12 protein-coding genes are annotated in these 14,692 nt (G+C 72.9%); 8 read left to right on the forward strand and 4 right to left on the reverse strand.

Annotation, left to right across the window (positions count from 1 at the left end; translation table 11 throughout):
- Positions 1 to 9 precede the first annotated feature (9 nt).
- Positions 10 to 606 (reverse strand): DUF805 domain-containing protein, encoded by a 597-nt coding sequence (locus SKED_RS17640; protein WP_012868545.1) that lies wholly within the window; start codon positions 604 to 606, stop codon positions 10 to 12.
- 377 nt (positions 607 to 983) lie between these two features.
- Here SKED_RS17640 and SKED_RS17645 point away from each other — a divergent pair, with 377 nt between their 5' ends.
- Entirely contained in the window at positions 984 to 1,463 is a 480-nt protein-coding gene (locus tag SKED_RS17645) for an ASCH domain-containing protein (RefSeq protein ID WP_143755832.1), read from the forward strand.
- A gap of 206 nt (positions 1,464 to 1,669) precedes the next feature.
- Here SKED_RS17645 and hisC read toward each other — a convergent pair whose 3' ends face one another.
- Positions 1,670 to 2,773 (reverse strand): histidinol-phosphate transaminase, encoded by a 1,104-nt coding sequence (gene hisC / locus SKED_RS17650; RefSeq protein ID WP_012868547.1) that lies wholly within the window; start codon positions 2,771 to 2,773, stop codon positions 1,670 to 1,672.
- A gap of 353 nt (positions 2,774 to 3,126) precedes the next feature.
- On the opposite strand from hisC, the gene SKED_RS17655 reads away from it, so the two are divergent.
- Positions 3,127 to 3,519, forward strand: coding sequence for a phage holin family protein (locus SKED_RS17655; protein ID WP_012868548.1), 393 nt, complete (start codon positions 3,127 to 3,129; stop codon positions 3,517 to 3,519).
- Positions 3,520 to 3,780: 261 nt separating this feature from the next.
- Here the strand turns inward: SKED_RS17655 and SKED_RS20585 are convergent, their stop codons facing one another.
- Complete coding sequence (locus SKED_RS20585; RefSeq protein ID WP_217167915.1) at positions 3,781 to 5,613, reverse strand: HNH endonuclease signature motif containing protein; 1,833 nt, start codon at positions 5,611 to 5,613, stop codon at positions 3,781 to 3,783.
- A 763-nt stretch (positions 5,614 to 6,376) separates the two neighbouring features.
- Here SKED_RS20585 and purB point away from each other — a divergent pair.
- The 5 genes from purB to SKED_RS20405 all read left to right on the forward strand — a co-directional run bounded on the left by purB (position 6,377) and on the right by SKED_RS20405 (position 11,860).
- The gene (purB, locus tag SKED_RS17670) at positions 6,377 to 7,843 is read left to right on the forward strand and encodes an adenylosuccinate lyase (RefSeq protein ID WP_012868551.1); all 1,467 of its coding nucleotides are present in this window, start codon (positions 6,377 to 6,379) and stop codon (positions 7,841 to 7,843) included.
- A 13-nt stretch (positions 7,844 to 7,856) separates the two neighbouring features.
- On the forward strand, positions 7,857 to 8,651 hold the full coding sequence (locus SKED_RS17675; protein WP_012868552.1) for a hypothetical protein: 795 nt from the start codon (positions 7,857 to 7,859) through the stop codon (positions 8,649 to 8,651).
- Between the two features lie 184 nt (positions 8,652 to 8,835).
- Positions 8,836 to 9,894, forward strand: a complete 1,059-nt coding sequence (locus SKED_RS20400) for a trypsin-like serine peptidase (RefSeq protein WP_012868553.1) — start codon at positions 8,836 to 8,838, stop codon at positions 9,892 to 9,894.
- Positions 9,891 to 10,823 carry a hypothetical protein gene (locus SKED_RS17685; protein WP_012868554.1) on the forward strand — a complete coding sequence of 311 codons (933 nt, stop codon included), beginning with the start codon at positions 9,891 to 9,893 and terminating at the stop codon, positions 10,821 to 10,823. Before SKED_RS20400 ends, SKED_RS17685 begins: the two co-directional genes overlap by 4 nt.
- A 737-nt stretch (positions 10,824 to 11,560) precedes the next feature.
- Entirely contained in the window at positions 11,561 to 11,860 is a 300-nt protein-coding gene (locus SKED_RS20405; protein WP_012868555.1) for a DUF4333 domain-containing protein, read from the forward strand.
- 176 nt (positions 11,861 to 12,036) lie between these two features.
- Here SKED_RS20405 and SKED_RS17695 read toward each other — a convergent pair whose 3' ends face one another.
- Positions 12,037 to 13,545: a glutamyl-tRNA reductase gene (locus tag SKED_RS17695; protein WP_012868556.1), complete on the reverse strand. Its 1,509-nt coding sequence runs from the start codon at positions 13,543 to 13,545 to the stop codon at positions 12,037 to 12,039.
- On the opposite strand from SKED_RS17695, the gene hemE reads away from it, so the two are divergent.
- A complete protein-coding gene (gene hemE / locus SKED_RS17700; protein ID WP_081448038.1) occupies positions 13,544 to 14,668 on the forward strand; it encodes a uroporphyrinogen decarboxylase in 1,125 nt (374 codons plus the stop codon). The genes SKED_RS17695 and hemE overlap by 2 nt on opposite strands.
- The last annotated feature ends 24 nt before the right edge of the window (positions 14,669 to 14,692 follow it).

The raw sequence follows: 14,692 nt of genomic DNA on the forward strand, positions 1-14,692 counted from the left end.
GGGCGCTGCTCAGCCCTTGGGCGCCCAGGGGTTCTGCTTGCCGGTGCCGGACTGGTCGTCCGGCGTGCCGTAGAGGCCGCCGTTCTGGCCCTGCCAGCCCGCGTCGGGCTGGGTGTAGGGGGCGGGGTAGCCCTGCGACTGGTCGGGCGCGGGGTACTGCTGCTGGGTCGGCGCCGGGTACTGGGCGCCGTAGGACGACTGGTCGGTCGGCGCCGCGGGGAACCTGGGGTCGTGCCCGGCACCGAGGCTCGCGTAGCGCGCCGTGTCGGAGTAGTCGACCGGGTAGTCCGAGAACCCGTAGACGCTCGGGTCCGGGTACGGGCTGCCGGTCTCGACGGCGAGCGCGGCCCGGGTGCGGGCGAGCTCACGCTCGATCGGCCACTCCTTGAGGGCGAAGATCAGGAACATGACGATGTTGACGACCGGCACGAACATGATGAAGATCCACGGCCACGGGTAGCCGGCCTTCTTGACGATGCGCGAGTACACGAAGAGCGCGGCCACGATGATGGCCACGTACAGGACGACGAGGAGCGCGAGGGCACCTGCGGCGATCTCACCGCCCGACCCTCCGCGGGCCAGGATGTCTGCTGCCACCGGGTTCATGCTGTCTCCTTCTGCACGTGACGCTGTCGCCCGCGGACGCCTCCCCTGGACGCCGTCAGACCGCACCTGAGTGTAGGGCGCGGGCGGGTGGTCGTCACGTGCCTCAGGGGGCGATCTCACCAGCGCGCGAGGCGGCGCCGCACGCACCCCGTGACGGAGGCGGTCACAGGAGGTCGGCGGGCCGCAGGGAACGGGCAACGGGCAACGGACAGCAGCGCACCGACCAGGACTTCTCCCCGCCGGCGGAGGACCTGCTCGCAGGACCGGGAGATGATGGACTCATGACGACCGAGCCCTCCGCCGACTCCCGAGACGCGCGACCGGCGGCAGCCGCGCGACCGGCGGCAGCCGCGCCGGACCTGGAGGCCGCAGCCCGTATGTGGTCCGAGTACTCGCAGGCGGTGCCGTCGGCGGTCCTGGTCTGCGGCGAGCACACGGTCGAGGGCTTCGGGGACTCGGCCGCGCTGGCCGACGAGCTGCTCGGCCTCGTGCTCTCGGGCCGCAAGCGCGCGACCGCCGAGCTGGCCGAGGAGTTCACCGCGCGGGGCGACGCGCTGCCGCGGGTGGGCTCGCACTGGATCGCCTGCGACAGCACGGGGGCACCACGCGCCGTCCTGCGCAGCACGGAGCTCCGGCTGGCGACGTTCGAGGAGGTCGACGCGTCCTTCGCCTTCGACGAGGGCGAGGACGACCGCTCGCTCGAGTCGTGGCGGACGGAGCACGCTCGCTACTGGACGCGCGGGTGCGCGGCCCGTGGCGCGGTGTGGTCACCCGACCAGGAGATCGTGCTCGAGCGGTTCACGGTCGTGTGGCCGCCCGAGGTCGCGGCGGCAGCGCGAGAGCAGGCGACGGCCTAGCTGTACCTAGCCGCAGGAACGGGCTCAGGCGCCGGGGCGGCCTCACCGCAGCGACGGGTCGGCTGCAGGGACGGGCTTCATGCGCCTCCAAAGGCCTCGTCGGCGCGGGGCCTCGCGGCAGTGTGCTGCCCCGAGCTGTCCTGCACGGCGCTGTACTGCACGGCTCGTCGTCGCGCACCCGAAGGGCGCCGCGCCGACCGCCCGGCTCAGCGCCAGCCGGCGGCGACCCGGAGGAAGATGTCGGTGGCCTCGTGCTCTCCGACGGACACGCGGAGGCCTTCGCCGGCGAAGGGCCGGACGATGACGCCTGCTGCTGCGGCGTCGGCGGCGCGCTCGGCGGTCCGCTGGCCGAGCTCCATCCAGACGAAGTTGGCCTGCGACTCGGGAAGTTCCCACCCCTGGTCGCGCAGACCGTCGGCGAGACGGGTGCGCTCGGCGACGATCGTGTCGACGCGCGCCAGGAGCTCGTCCTTGGCCTGGAGCGACGCGAGCGCGGCGCGCTGAGCGACGTGCGAGACACCGAAGGGGGTCGACGCGGAGCGGATGCCGGTGGCGAGGCGAGGACGGGCGACGGCGTAGCCGACGCGCAGGCCTGCGAGGCCGTAGGCCTTGGAGAAGGTGCGCAGGACGACCACGTTGGGGTGTGCCGCGAGCGCAGCCGTGCCGTCGACGGGGTCGTCGGAGCGCACGAACTCGAGGTAGGCCTCGTCGACGACGACGAGGACGTCGGAGGGCACGGCCTGGAGGAAGCCGAGGAGCTCGGTCTGGGTGAGCGCTGCACCCGTGGGGTTGTTCGGGGTGCAGACGAGCACGACGCGGGTCCGGTCGGTTACCGCGGCTGCCATGGCCTGGAGGTCGAGCCTGCCGTGGGGGGCGAGCGGCACGGGGACACCGGTGCCGCCCGCGACGCTGACGACGATGGGGTAGGCCTCGAAGGACCTCCACGGGTACACGACCTCGTCGCCGGCGTCGACGACGGCCTCGAGGATGTGCGCGAGGACCGCGACCGACCCGTTGCCCACGACGACCTGCTCGGCCGAGACCGTGCCACCGTCCTCGCGCACCTGCGGCGAGAGGTCTGCCGTGAGGTGGTGCGCAAGGGCCTCCGTGAGCTCGGTCGCGAACATGTCCGGGTACCGGTTGATGTCCGACGCCGCGTCGATGATGGCCGCCTGGACCGAGGCGAGCGGCGGGTACGGGTTCTCGTTGGACGAGAGCTTGTACGCCGCGGCGCCGACCGGGACGCGGGCGCCCGGGACGTAGGCGGGGAGGGCGGAGACGGCAGGGCGGAGGGGGACGCGTCGAGTCACACCACCAGTCTCGCACCTCGGTGGGCGCGCGGGCAGCGACGGGGCTGGTCCGTGGGTCGGGCAGAGGGGGCTGGTCCGTGGGTCGGGCAGAGGGGGCTGGTCCGTGGGTCGGGCAGCGACAGGGCCGGTCCGTGGGGGCGGGCCGCACGGGGCAGCTCGGACCGCAGGGGCAGGTTCGAACGGGTGGGCCGCACGGGAGCGGCTCGGACCGTGAGGCAGGTCCGACCGGGCGAGGTCGTGTGGCGGGTGAGCACACGTGACGGCGCCGGCACCACGGCTCCTGCACACGACCCCCGGACGTGCTCTCGTCGCTCGCCGTGCGCGACGCGCGCTCCAGGTGGGAGGATCTGGACATGAGCTTCTTCGTGCGAGTCCTCGTCAATGCTGTCGCGATCTGGCTGACGACCCTGCTCATGGGGTCGCACTTCGAGATCGTCGGCGGCGATGGAACCGGTGGACGGGTGGTCGTGTTCCTCGTCGTCGCCCTGATCTTCGGGGTCATCAACGCGATCATCAAGCCGATCGTGCAGCTGTTCACCTTCCCGCTGTACATCCTCACGCTCGGACTCTTCACCCTGGTGGTCAACGCCCTCATGGTGCTCCTCACCGGGTGGCTCACCGAGCAGGCCGACTGGGGCCTGCGGGTCGACGGCTTCTGGTGGGCGGTCCTCGCGGCCTTCCTCATCTCGGTGATCTCGACGATCATCTCCGTGGTCGTCCCGACCCGGTCCCCCGAACGTCGCTGAGTGCACCTTCACTGCTGGGCTGCCGTCCGCGAGCAGGACTGACCTCCGGGGCTCCCCGGGCGTCATGACCGAGAGCCATGCCGAGACCAGGTCGAGGCATGGCTCTCGTGCGTCTGGGGAGAATCTCGAGCAGCGCGTTTCGAGCTGCATCTCTGGAGCAGCACGTCTCGAGCAGCATCCCTCGAGCAGCACGTCTCGAGCTGCACCTCTCCAGCCGCATCTCTCCAGTGCCACCTCTGCTGCGGCACCCATACGCGCCGGTCAGAACGGCGGCTCGTCGGGGAAGGGATCGGGCGTCAGCCCGGGAGCCTCCGCGTTCTCCTCGTCGGACGACGACGACGACTTAGCGCCATCGATACCTCCTGCGGCGTCATCTCCTGCGGCGACGCCGCCGGACGGACCACTCCTGCGTTCGCCGAGGTCGACGAGGCCGGTGGGGTGCCGCGGCAGATCATGGGCTGGCCGGGGCAGCGCCGGGTGGTCGACGTACCGACGGCCGGCTGGCGAGGTCCACGTCACCGCCTCAGGGCGCGCGAACACACCTGTCGTCTCGCCCCCCGAGGTGGCGCTGGCGACCGACCAGCCTGTCTCGTGCTTGAGCCGGTGATGATGTCGGCACAGGTGGATCAGGTTGTCGTGGTCCGTCCCTCCGCCGAGCTGCCAGGGCGCGACGTGGTCGATGTCGCACCTCGCCGCCCGTCGGCCGCAGCCCGGGAAGCGGCAGGTCTCGTCTCGGAGCCTCAGCCAGGCCTTGAGATCGGCCGGCACGGCGTACTTCTGCCGTCCCACCGACAGCACGACAGCCGTCTCCGGATGGGTGAGGATCCTGGTGAACGACGCGGCACGAGCCGCGATCTCCCTCGCCGTGTCCGCGTCGACCGGTCCGTAGCCCTCGAGGTGCCCGGGCTCGTCTCCGTGGCCGAGGAGAGTCATGACCGGGACGGTGACCGCCACGGTCGGCTGGACACCGCGCAGCGACGGTCCCACGGCTCGGTGCCGACCGCCGATCACTCCGTCGGTCACGCTCGGAGCCACCCCTGGCGGACTCGGGGCTGTCCTTGCCCCGCTCGGGACTGACCCAGCCGTGCTCGAGGCTGGCTCTCCCCTGCCCGTGAGTGCCCCTGCCCTGCTCGGGGCTACCCCTCCCGCACTCGGGGCCACCTCTCCCGCACCCCGGGCTACCTCTCCCACACCCCGGTCTACCTCTCCCGGACTCGGGGCTGCCTCGGATGCGCTCGGCGCTTCCGCTGCTGCGCCCGGCGCTTCCGCTGCTGCGCCCGGCGCTTTCGCGGCTGCGCCCGGCGCTTTCGCGGCTGCGCCCGGTCCAGGCTCAGCCGAGAGCCCCGGCCCGGTGTCCCCGTGGACGAGCCGTGCCGCGTCGTCGTCGAGGAGGAGCGCGCTGAAGACGTCGACGCGGAGCTGCGCCAGCGTCCTGTCCTCGCTCATCCCCTGCTCGTCCTTCCCCTGGAAGGTCACCGCGACGTCCGTCAGCCTGTTGTAGATCGCCGTCGCCTGGACGGCTGGCAGGTACTGGTGCAGCCACATCATGCCGTCGCGCGCCGGCTCGATCTCGACGCGACGCTCTGCCAGCCGTTCGCGGTGACGCTCGACGAGAGGCCGGGGGTGGGAACGCTCGCGCTGGCGTCGCGCGTACCTGCGCAGGGCTGCGACCGTGCTGTCCTTCGCCCGCTCGACGAGCGTCACCTCGAGGTCGCGGCACTCGTCAGGTTCCAGGGCAGCGGTGTTCTCGAGCACCACCCTGGCGTGCGTGCGCGAGATCTCGCCGCGCGTCAGGGCCGCCAAGGTCGCGGGGTGGTGGTCCACCAGGACCTGGGCCTCGTGCACCAAGGAGGTCGTGGTCATCTCCGGCGTCCGCAGGACGCACGCGACCTCCGCGTGCGCAGCACGGCGCGCGAGCGCCTGCTGCCTCCGGATCTCGCGGACCCGCACGGCGTCGGCAGGGTCGACCGGTCCGAGCGTCGGGTCCAGGCCCCGCACGGTCTCGACCGCGAGCACGCGGACCGCCTCGATCGCCCTGATCCTGCGCGCGTGCGCGGAGGCGATCGCCCGTTCGGCAGCCTCGAGCTCGTCCACGCGCTCGGACAGCTCCTCTCGGCACGCGTCCCGCCAGGAGAGGTCTCGCGCCATCCGCGTCACGACCGACGAGCAGGGGGACGAGACCGTCGCCGGCCGCGCCGGCGACGGTCTCGTCCCTTGCCACGCCGGCGCGGAACATCGGGACCGGGTCGACGTCGTGCGCCGCACCCGGCTCCGTGCGGGCGACCTGCGTCGTCCACGAGCCCGACTCCGACTCCGAGCCCGAGCCCGAGCCCGAGCCCGAGCCCGAGCCCGAGCCTGAGCCTGAGCCTGAGCCTGAGAGAGCCTTGCTCACCGCGCCCGACTCCGAGCGTGCCTCGCGCACCGAGCCCGAATCCGACTCCGGCTCCGGCTCCGGCTCCGGCTCCGGCTCCGGCTCCGGCTCCGAGCGAGCCTCGCGCGCCGATCCCGACTCCGAGCGCCCCTCCCGCGCCACGCCCGAGGCAGCAGCCCGAGACGCGTCCCCGCGGGCTCCGTCCACTGCGTCCGGGCTCGAGCAGGCCGCACCGGCACCGTGCGACGAGCCGCTGCACGACCCTGCCGCACACGGCACGGGGCTGGTGTGCCGTGGGCCCCTCGAGGATGTCGAACGCATGTTCGAATACTACCTGTTCGCGAGGGTTAGGTCGATATGCCGCGAACACCCTGTGGACGACGTCCGGACGGCCCCCCGCTGTCCACACCCCATCTGACCGCACCCCTGTCCACAGTCCCGTGACCACTTCTCCCACCACCTGACCCCAGGTGGAAGAATGAGCGCATGCCCACCAGCGACCACTCCCCCGAGCCCACCCGCGCGAGCCTCGCGGACGTCACCCCGGCGATCGCCCTCGGACCGCTCGACGGCCGCTACCGCTCGACGGTGGCCCCGCTCGTCGACCACCTGTCCGAGGCCGCGCTCAACCGCGAGCGCCTGCACGTCGAGGTCGAGTGGCTCGTGGCCCTCACCGACGGCCTCTCCGGCACGCCGGTCGTGCCGGGCGCGCCGTCCCTCAGCGACGCAGAGAAGGCCTACCTGCGCGACGTCGTCGCGACGTTCTCGGGCGACGGCATCGCCGAGATGGCAGAGATCGAGCGTGAGACGGTCCACGACGTCAAGGCCGTCGAGTACTTCCTCAAGCGCCGTCTCGCGGCAGCCCCGGAGACCCTCGGTGACGCGACGGTGCTCCCCGGCGTCGGCGAGCTCGTGCACTTCGCGTGCACCAGCGAGGACGTCAACAACCTCTCGTACGCGCTCATGGTGCGCGGCGCCGTCCAGCAGGTCTGGCTCCCCGCCGCGACCGCCCTCGTCGAGCAGATCTCCGAGATGGCCCGCGAGCACGCGAGCGTCCCGATGCTCAGCCGCACGCACGGGCAGCCCGCCACGCCGACGACCGTCGGCAAGGAGCTCGCCGTCCTGGCCCACCGCCTGCGCCGCCAGGTGCGCCGCGTCGAGGGCGCCGAGTACCTCGGCAAGCTCAACGGTGCGACCGGCACCTACGGCGCACACCTCGCCGCGGTGCCCGGCACCGACTGGCCCGCCGTCTCGAAGGCCTTCGTCGAGGGCCTCGGCCTCACGTGGAACCCGCTGACCACGCAGATCGAGAGCCACGACTGGCAGTCCGAGCTCTACGCGGACATCGCGCGCTTCAACCGCATCCTGCACAACCTCGCGACGGACGTCTGGACCTACATCTCCCTCGGGTTCTTCAAGCAGATCCCCGTCCCGGGCGCGACCGGGTCCTCGACGATGCCGCACAAGGTCAACCCGATCCGTTTCGAGAACGCCGAGGCGAACCTCGAGATCTCGTGCGCGCTCCTCGACACCCTGTCGGCCACCCTCGTCACGAGCCGCATGCAGCGTGACCTCACCGACTCGACCACCCAGCGCAACATCGGTCCGGCCTTCGGCCACTCGCTGCTCGCCATCGACAACGTCCGCCGCGGGCTCAAGGCCCTCGCGGTCAACGGCGACCTGCTCGCCGACGACCTCGACGCCAACTGGGAGGTCCTCGGCGAGGCCGTCCAGTCCGCCATGCGCGCCGCGTCGGTCGCCGGGGTCGAGGGCATGGAGAACCCGTACGAGCGCCTCAAGGAGCTCACCCGCGGTCACCGCATCGACGGCGACGACCTGCGGGCCTTCGTCGCAGGCCTCGGCCTCCCCGACGACCTCGCCGCTCGCCTCTCCGCGATGACCCCCGGCTCGTACGTCGGCCTCGCGGAGCAGCTGGTCGCCGAGTACCTGTGACGCGCTGAGCACCATGAGCCCCGCACCCGTCAGCACGACCGGCACGCCCGGCAGGTCGGACGTCGTCCTCACGCTGCAGCAGCAGCCGGCAGGCGACGTCCGCGGCCCCTTCGGCCGCATCTTCGGCCGGGACCCGGTCGTGCCGGGTGCGCGGGGCGCCTTCGAGCGCGCCACCGGCGCCCGGCAGGTCGCGCGCCTGCTGGACGGGCTCGGACCGGGCTGGGTCGCCGTGCACTCGGTCCCCCTGGGCGGTCGTCCGAGCGACGCGGGCCACGTCGCCGTCGGTCCGCCCGGGCTGCTCGTCGTGACCAGCGCGCACCACCGGGTCAAGAACGTCTTCGTCGCAGGGCACGAGGTCTTCGTGAACCGCGAGAAGGTCACGACCATGGCCGTCGCCGAGACCGCAGCCGACAAGGTCCAGAGCGCGGTGCGCACCGCGTCCGGGGTCGCTGTCGACGCCACGCCGGTGATCGTCTTCGTCGACCCCAAGCGGCTCGTCGTCCGGGAGAAGCCAGCGCGGACGCGCGTCTTCTCCGACCTGTTCCTCCGACGACGCCTGCGTCGGCTCAGCCCCACGCTCGCCGAGACCGACCTCGAGGCCGTGCAGACCGCGGTCGTCGCCGACGACACCTGGGCTACGCCGCCGACCACCGTGACACCCGAGCAGGCCGAGCGCTTCGGCCAGCTCGAGCGCTCGGCGCGCACAGCGCGCCGGCTCCGGTCGACGTGGCGATGGGTCGCCGCCGTCGTGCTGCTCAGTGCCACGCTGCTCGTGGTGCAGGGCGTCGCGCTCGGGATCATCGGGTAGGACGGGCCGACAGCGGGCGGGACCTGGCAGCGCGCATGGGGACCGCTCCCCACACGCCGTCGCCCGACAGCAGCCCCAAGATCCCGGGGCTCTCGCACCCACGCCCCTGCACCGTCGCCCTCGGTGGGGACCTGTCCCCTGCGTCCCACGCGCCGGGGCCGCCAGCGGGTGGGACAGTAGTCGCATGACCCCGCGAAGCGTCCGTCTCCGCGACGCGCTCGTGCCCGTCGTCCTCCTCTCCCTGCTCGCCGCCTGCACCGCGCAGATCCCTGGGGAGGCCGTCGCCGGCTCGCTCTCACCGCAGGTCGGCCCACCCCTCAAGACCGACACCGTCTCCCTGCGGCACGACTACGAGAGCTCCCCGCAGGAGGTCAACGACTACTGGACCCAGGACCGCCGCCGGGACGCCGACACCAAGGACATCACCGCCGACGACTCCGACGACACGACCAACCGTCCTGACGCCGCCACCGGCGTGGTCGTCGAGCCGTCGACCGGACCGGTCGTCGACCCCACGCCGGTCGCCCCTGCCACGGCGGGCGACCCCTTCACGCCGACAGGCCTCGCGGCATCGACCCAGGGGCGCCTGTACGTGACCATCGGCCGCGACGACTACGTCTGCTCCGCGACCGTCGTCAACGCCGTCTCCCAGGACGTCGTCGCGACCGCCGCCCACTGCCTGTGGGACTTCGAGGGCGGGACGGGCTGGGCCACCAACGTGTTCTTCGTCCCCGCCGACGAGGACAACGGCGAGGTCGCGCCCTACGGCTACTGGGCGGCGGAGTCCGCCTACGGGCCCCAGGAGTTCGCCGACAACGCCACCACCAACTCGCTCGGGATGGTCATCGGCACCGGGTGGACCCACGACTTCGCGTTCCTCACCATGGCCCCCGACGACGACGGCCGCCCCATCCAGGAGGTGACCGGCGGCCAGGGCATCGCCTTCGGCGGCACCGTCGACGACGTCCTCGTCACCGGGTACCCCTCCGCCCCGCCGTTCACCGGCCTCGACCAGCGCTTCTGCGCGAGCGACGACTGGTTCACCCTGCAGCGCGGCGCCTTCGGCATCGAGTGCTCCATGACGCAGGGCGCCTCGGGCGGCGGCTGGCTCTCCGACTACGACACCGAGACCGGCGCCGGCTACCTCGTCGCCACCACCTCCTTCAAGACCGAGACCGAGCTCGGCGCCATGCCCCTCGGCGAGGACGCCCTCGCCCTCTTCACCGAAGCCGGTGGGCTGTGAAGACGCGCCTGCGGCTCGGCGCCGTCGCCACGTCCCTCGCGCTCCTGCTCGGCGCGTCCGCCTGCAGCCCGGGAACCGTCCGCGGCGAGGCGTTCCCCGACTGGGAGGACGTCGACACCGCCGCGACCGCCCGGTTCGCCGCGCAGATGGACCTGCTCGACTCGCACATCCTCACCTCGAGCCCGTTCACGACGGCCGCGACCACCGACATCACCGGCGTCACCTACTCGCACGCGACCTTCGGCGAGGAGACCGTCGCCGGGCAGTCCGTCGTCGCGCTCAGCGGCAACCCGGCGTCCCTGTTCACCCGGCAGAACGACCCCGGCACCGGCCGCACCATCGACGTGCTGCACGTCGGCGGCGACAGCTGGGACTACCTCCTCCTCGGCGACGGCCTCGACACCGAGATCACCACGCCGTGGGTACGCTTCCCGACCCTCTACGGCAGCCTCGGGATCCTCGGCGAGAACGCCATGTGCCTCGTCCTCGGCTTCTCGACCGTGTGCGACGTCCGCGACGCCATCAGCGCCACCGAGGAGTCTGACGCCGGTGCGAGCATGCGGCGCAGCGTCCGGACCACCCGCGACGGGTCGGTGCTCTCGCAGACCGAGGTCTCCCTGCAGTCCGTCCTCGACGTCCAGCTCCTCACCATGCCGGACAGCCTCTACAGCATGCTCACCGAGTCGATGCTCAGCAGCCTGGTCCCGGTGAGCCTGTGGCAGGACGAGGACGGCGGGCTGCTCAAGGTCGAGATGAACGGTGTGGTCCCGGGGTCGGACGACGTGCCCGACCTCGTGGTGCAGCTCGGCTTCGAGATCACCGGCACCGCCGCCCGCGACGACGTCCCACCCGCCCCCGACCTCGCCGACGTCACGACGCTCACCGACGACGAGCGCGACGACTTCATCACCTCGCTCGGAGACGCCTGATGACCGACCAGCCTGTCCCGCCCACGCCCGGGAGCACCCCAGGTGCTGCCCCGACGCCCGCACCCGCACCCGCACCACGATCAGCACCGGTGCCGACACCTGCACCAGAACCACCAGCACCGGCGCCTGCGCCTGAGCCTGCGCCTGCGCCTGCGCCTGCGCCTGCGACAGCACCTGCCTCGCCGACAGCACCGCGGGTGCCTCGTCGTGCTCCCGGCCAGCCGGACGCGGACCCAGCTGCGTCGCGGTTCGCGCCGCCCGCGGCGACCGGGGCACCTGCGCCGACCGGGTACGGGCCGTCCGCGCAGGACAGACCCGTCGCGTCGCCACAGAGCGCCGCCGACTACGGCAGGGCTCCCAGCCAGGGCGGTGCCCCCGTGGCGCGCCGCTCGTCGCCGGCTCCCTACGGCAGCAACCCCGGGTATGGCTCTGCGCCGGGCTACGGCAACGCCCCCGGCCAGGGCACCGCAACCGGCTACAGCAGCACTCCCGGCCAGAGCAACGCGCCCGGCTACCGCGGCACTCCCGGCCGTAGCACCGCGTCCGGCTACGGCACCGTGCCTCGCTACGGATCCGCACCGGGCCCCGCGTCACCCCCGTCTGCTCGTCCGCTCGCACCGGCCCGTCCGCTCTCACCAGCGTCTGCACCAGGGTCGGCAGCGGGGGCGACACCAGGAGCGACATCTGGGCCCACACCTGCTCAGCCCAGCCCTCGGCGCGGGCGCGCAGGGACCGTCGTGCTCACCGCCCTGGTCACCGCGGTGGTGAGCGTCGCCGCGACGCTCGCCGCGACCGGGGCCTTCACCCCCACACCGACGCTCGACGCGGGGGTCGTCTCCCAGGACGTCGCCAAGATCCTCTCGACGAGCTTCGGTCTCAGCGACGTCGACGCCGTCACCTGCCCGGGCGCCGTCGAGGCACGTGAGGGCGTCGAGTTCGAGTGCACCTTCGTCTCCGGCGGCTCACCGGCGTCCGTGCCGGTCCTCGTCCTCAACGACTCAGGTCAGTACCGTGTCGGCGGTCCCACCGACGGCTGACGCCCAGGGCCCGTGCAGCGGCCCCGGCGTCGGCTGACGCCCAGGTCGGAGCAGCGGTCCGCTCCTGCCGAGGTCTGCCCTGCAGGCTCAGACCGCCAGCGTCAGCCCGGCCAGGGTGAGCTCGGTCAGGGTGAGCTCGGTCTGGGTCTGCCCTGCGAGATCCAGCCCCACCAGACTCAGCCCGCGGCCAGGTCGCCCTGCTGCGCAGTCCGGCGCTCGGCCGCGCGGTCGGGCAGCACAGCGCGGTCCGACAACACAGCGCGGTCCGACAGCACAGCGCGGTCGGGCAGCGCGCCGCCCGTGGGCGCGGCCCCGGGCACCGCGCGGCGGCCCTTCCAGCGCATCGAGAGCACGGTCGCGGTGTCCTCGGCGACCTCGTCGAGAGGCTCTCCGGCGCGCGCCGCCTCGCGGATCCGGGTGATCCCGCGGTGCAGCATGGTCGCGGCGAAGCGTCGCAGCGACTTCTCGTGGGCGGCGAGGTCGGCGGGGGTGGAGAACGACGACGCGGACCGGGCCAGCTCGGCCTCGACCTCGAGGGCGATCCTGTCCCGGAGCCCGACGACCACGGCGTCGGCGGACCGCATCGTCTCGCCGTCGGAGAAGTCGACGACGGCCGCCGCGACGATCTCGCGTGCTGCCCGCACCGGCAGGGACGACGTCGACGGCGCGTGGCTGCGGATGGTCCCGAGGTCCATGAGCAGCACCTGGTCGATGTCGCCGACGCCCGGGTCGACGTCGTGGTGCAGCGCGAGGTCGAGCACCACCAGCGGCCGGGCAGGTACGGCGTCGCCGGCGCGCACGCCGGCGTCCTCGCGCGCCGCGACGACGGCCGCGGTCTCGAGGATGTAGCGCAGCGCGGTCGGGTCGTCCGAGGGCAGCCCCGTGCTCCCGGTCCGGTTCCGGCGACCCGCCCCGCTGCACGAGACCACGAGGTCGGCCTCGCCGAGGGCGGCGACCAGGTCGGTCACGGCGTCGACGCCGCGGTCCCGCGCGAACTGCTCGGCACGACCAGAGGCGGAGTACACGGCGATGTCCGCGCACCCGCGGGCGCGGAGCGCCGCGACGGTCGCGCCGGCGTAGGCACCGGTCCCGACGATCACCGCAGATGTCTGGCGCCACGGCGGGATGCTGGCCTCGGCGAGGTCGAGCCCGACCGACACGACGGAGCGGCCGTCGGCCCCGAGGTGCGTGGTGTGCGCGACGCGCTTGGAGGCGCGGGACGCCGACTGGAAGAGCCGCTCCAGCCGGGGGCTGGTGGTCGCCTCGGCGTGCGAGGAGTCGAGGGCGCGGCGCACCTGCCCGGCGATCTCCCGCTCGCCCACGACCATCGAGTCGAGACCCGAGGCGACGGTGAAGAGGTGCCGGGTGACGTCGGCGCCGCTGCGGACCGTGAACGCGGACCGCGCGGCCTCCTGGGAGACACCGGACTCGACGGCGATGAGGCGGGCGACCTCGTCGGCGGCGTGGGCAAGGTCACGCTCGGTGAGGGTCCCGGGCACGGCGGAGCGGGCCGCACCGTCGGCGAGGTCGAGGTACAGCTCGAACCGGTTGCAGGTCGCGAGCACGACCGCACCGGTGATCATCTCGCAGGTCCGCACGGCCGACGTGCCCATCGAATGCGCGCCTGTTGACAGCTGCTCGAGCGCTTCGAGGTCAAGCTCGTGGTGACTTGCGGTCATCGACATGAGAACCACAGCGATTCGATTTAAACATTTGTCGCTCGAAAGGCAGAATCGAGGGGTGAATCTCTCCTCAGCGCACCCGCTCTCCGACGGCCGGACGACCCGCTCACCACTCGTCCGCGCGCTGCGCGGCGAACGGCCCGACTCGATCCCCGTCTGGTTCATGCGCCAGGCCGGCCGGTCGCTGCCCGAGTACCTCGCCGCCCGGGAGGGCGTCGCGATGCTCGACTCCTGCCTCGACCCGGCGCTCGCGAGCGAGATCACCCTCCAGCCCGTCCGTCGGCACCAGGTCGACGCGGGCATCTTCTTCTCCGACATCGTGGTGCCGCTGCGGCTCGCGGACGTCGACGTCGACATCGCCCCCGGAGTCGGCCCCGTCCTCGGCGAGCCCGTCCGCACCCCGGCCGACGTGGACCGTCTGCTCGAGAAGACCCTCACCGACGAGGCGCTCCAGCCGATCCGTGACGCGGTCGCCCTGACCGTCGCGGAGCTGGGCAGCACGCCGCTCATCGGCTTCGCCGGGGCGCCCTTCACGCTCGCCGCGTACATGGTCGAGGGGCGCCCGTCGCGCGACCACCTGGGCGCCCGCCGCATGATGCACACCGACCCCGAGTCGTGGGCCCGGTTGACCACCTGGGCCGCCGACGTGACCGGCACGTTCCTGCGCGCGCAGGTCCTCGCGGGCACCAGCGCCGCGCAGCTGTTCGACTCCTGGGCCGGGAGCCTGAGCCTCGCGGACTACGTGGCGCACGTCGCGCCGTCGTCGGCCCGCGCTCTCACGCACGTGCAGGACCTCCCGGTCCCCGTCATCCACTTCGGGACCGGCACGGGCCACCTGCTGCCCGCCATGCGTGACGTCGGGGCCGACGTCGTGGGCGTCGACTACCGCACACCCCTCGACGAGGCGAACGCGATGCTCGGCGGCACCACGCCGCTCCAGGGCAACATCGACCCCGCGCTGCTGGGGGCTCCGTGGCCTGTCCTCGAGGCGCACGTCCGCGACGTCGTGGAGCGCGGGCGGACCGCCCCGGCGCACGTGGTGAACCTCGGTCACGGCGTCCCGCCCGACACCGACCCGACGGTGCTGACGCGCGTCGTCGAGCTCGTCCACTCCCTCCCGGCCTGACCCGACGTGGCCACGACGGACCCG

The organism is Sanguibacter keddieii DSM 10542, from assembly GCF_000024925.1.
In the GTDB taxonomy this organism is placed as follows: domain Bacteria; phylum Actinomycetota; class Actinomycetes; order Actinomycetales; family Cellulomonadaceae; genus Sanguibacter; species Sanguibacter keddieii.

Excerpts from the sequence above, each read along its gene's own strand:
- SKED_RS17640 (WP_012868545.1), bottom strand. The coding sequence starts at position 606 with ATGAACCCGGTGGCAGCAGACATCCTGGCCCGCGGAGGGTCGGGCGGT.
- SKED_RS17645 (WP_143755832.1), top strand. The coding sequence starts at position 984 with ATGTGGTCCGAGTACTCGCAGGCGGTGCCGTCGGCGGTCCTGGTCTGC.
- SKED_RS17655 (WP_012868548.1), top strand. The coding sequence starts at position 3,127 with ATGAGCTTCTTCGTGCGAGTCCTCGTCAATGCTGTCGCGATCTGGCTG.
- purB (WP_012868551.1), top strand. The coding sequence starts at position 6,377 with ATGCCCACCAGCGACCACTCCCCCGAGCCCACCCGCGCGAGCCTCGCG.
- SKED_RS17675 (WP_012868552.1), top strand. The coding sequence starts at position 7,857 with ATGAGCCCCGCACCCGTCAGCACGACCGGCACGCCCGGCAGGTCGGAC.
- SKED_RS20400 (WP_012868553.1), top strand. The coding sequence starts at position 8,836 with ATGACCCCGCGAAGCGTCCGTCTCCGCGACGCGCTCGTGCCCGTCGTC.
- hemE (WP_081448038.1), top strand. The coding sequence starts at position 13,544 with ATGAGAACCACAGCGATTCGATTTAAACATTTGTCGCTCGAAAGGCAG.
- SKED_RS17695 (WP_012868556.1), bottom strand. The coding sequence starts at position 13,545 with ATGTCGATGACCGCAAGTCACCACGAGCTTGACCTCGAAGCGCTCGAG.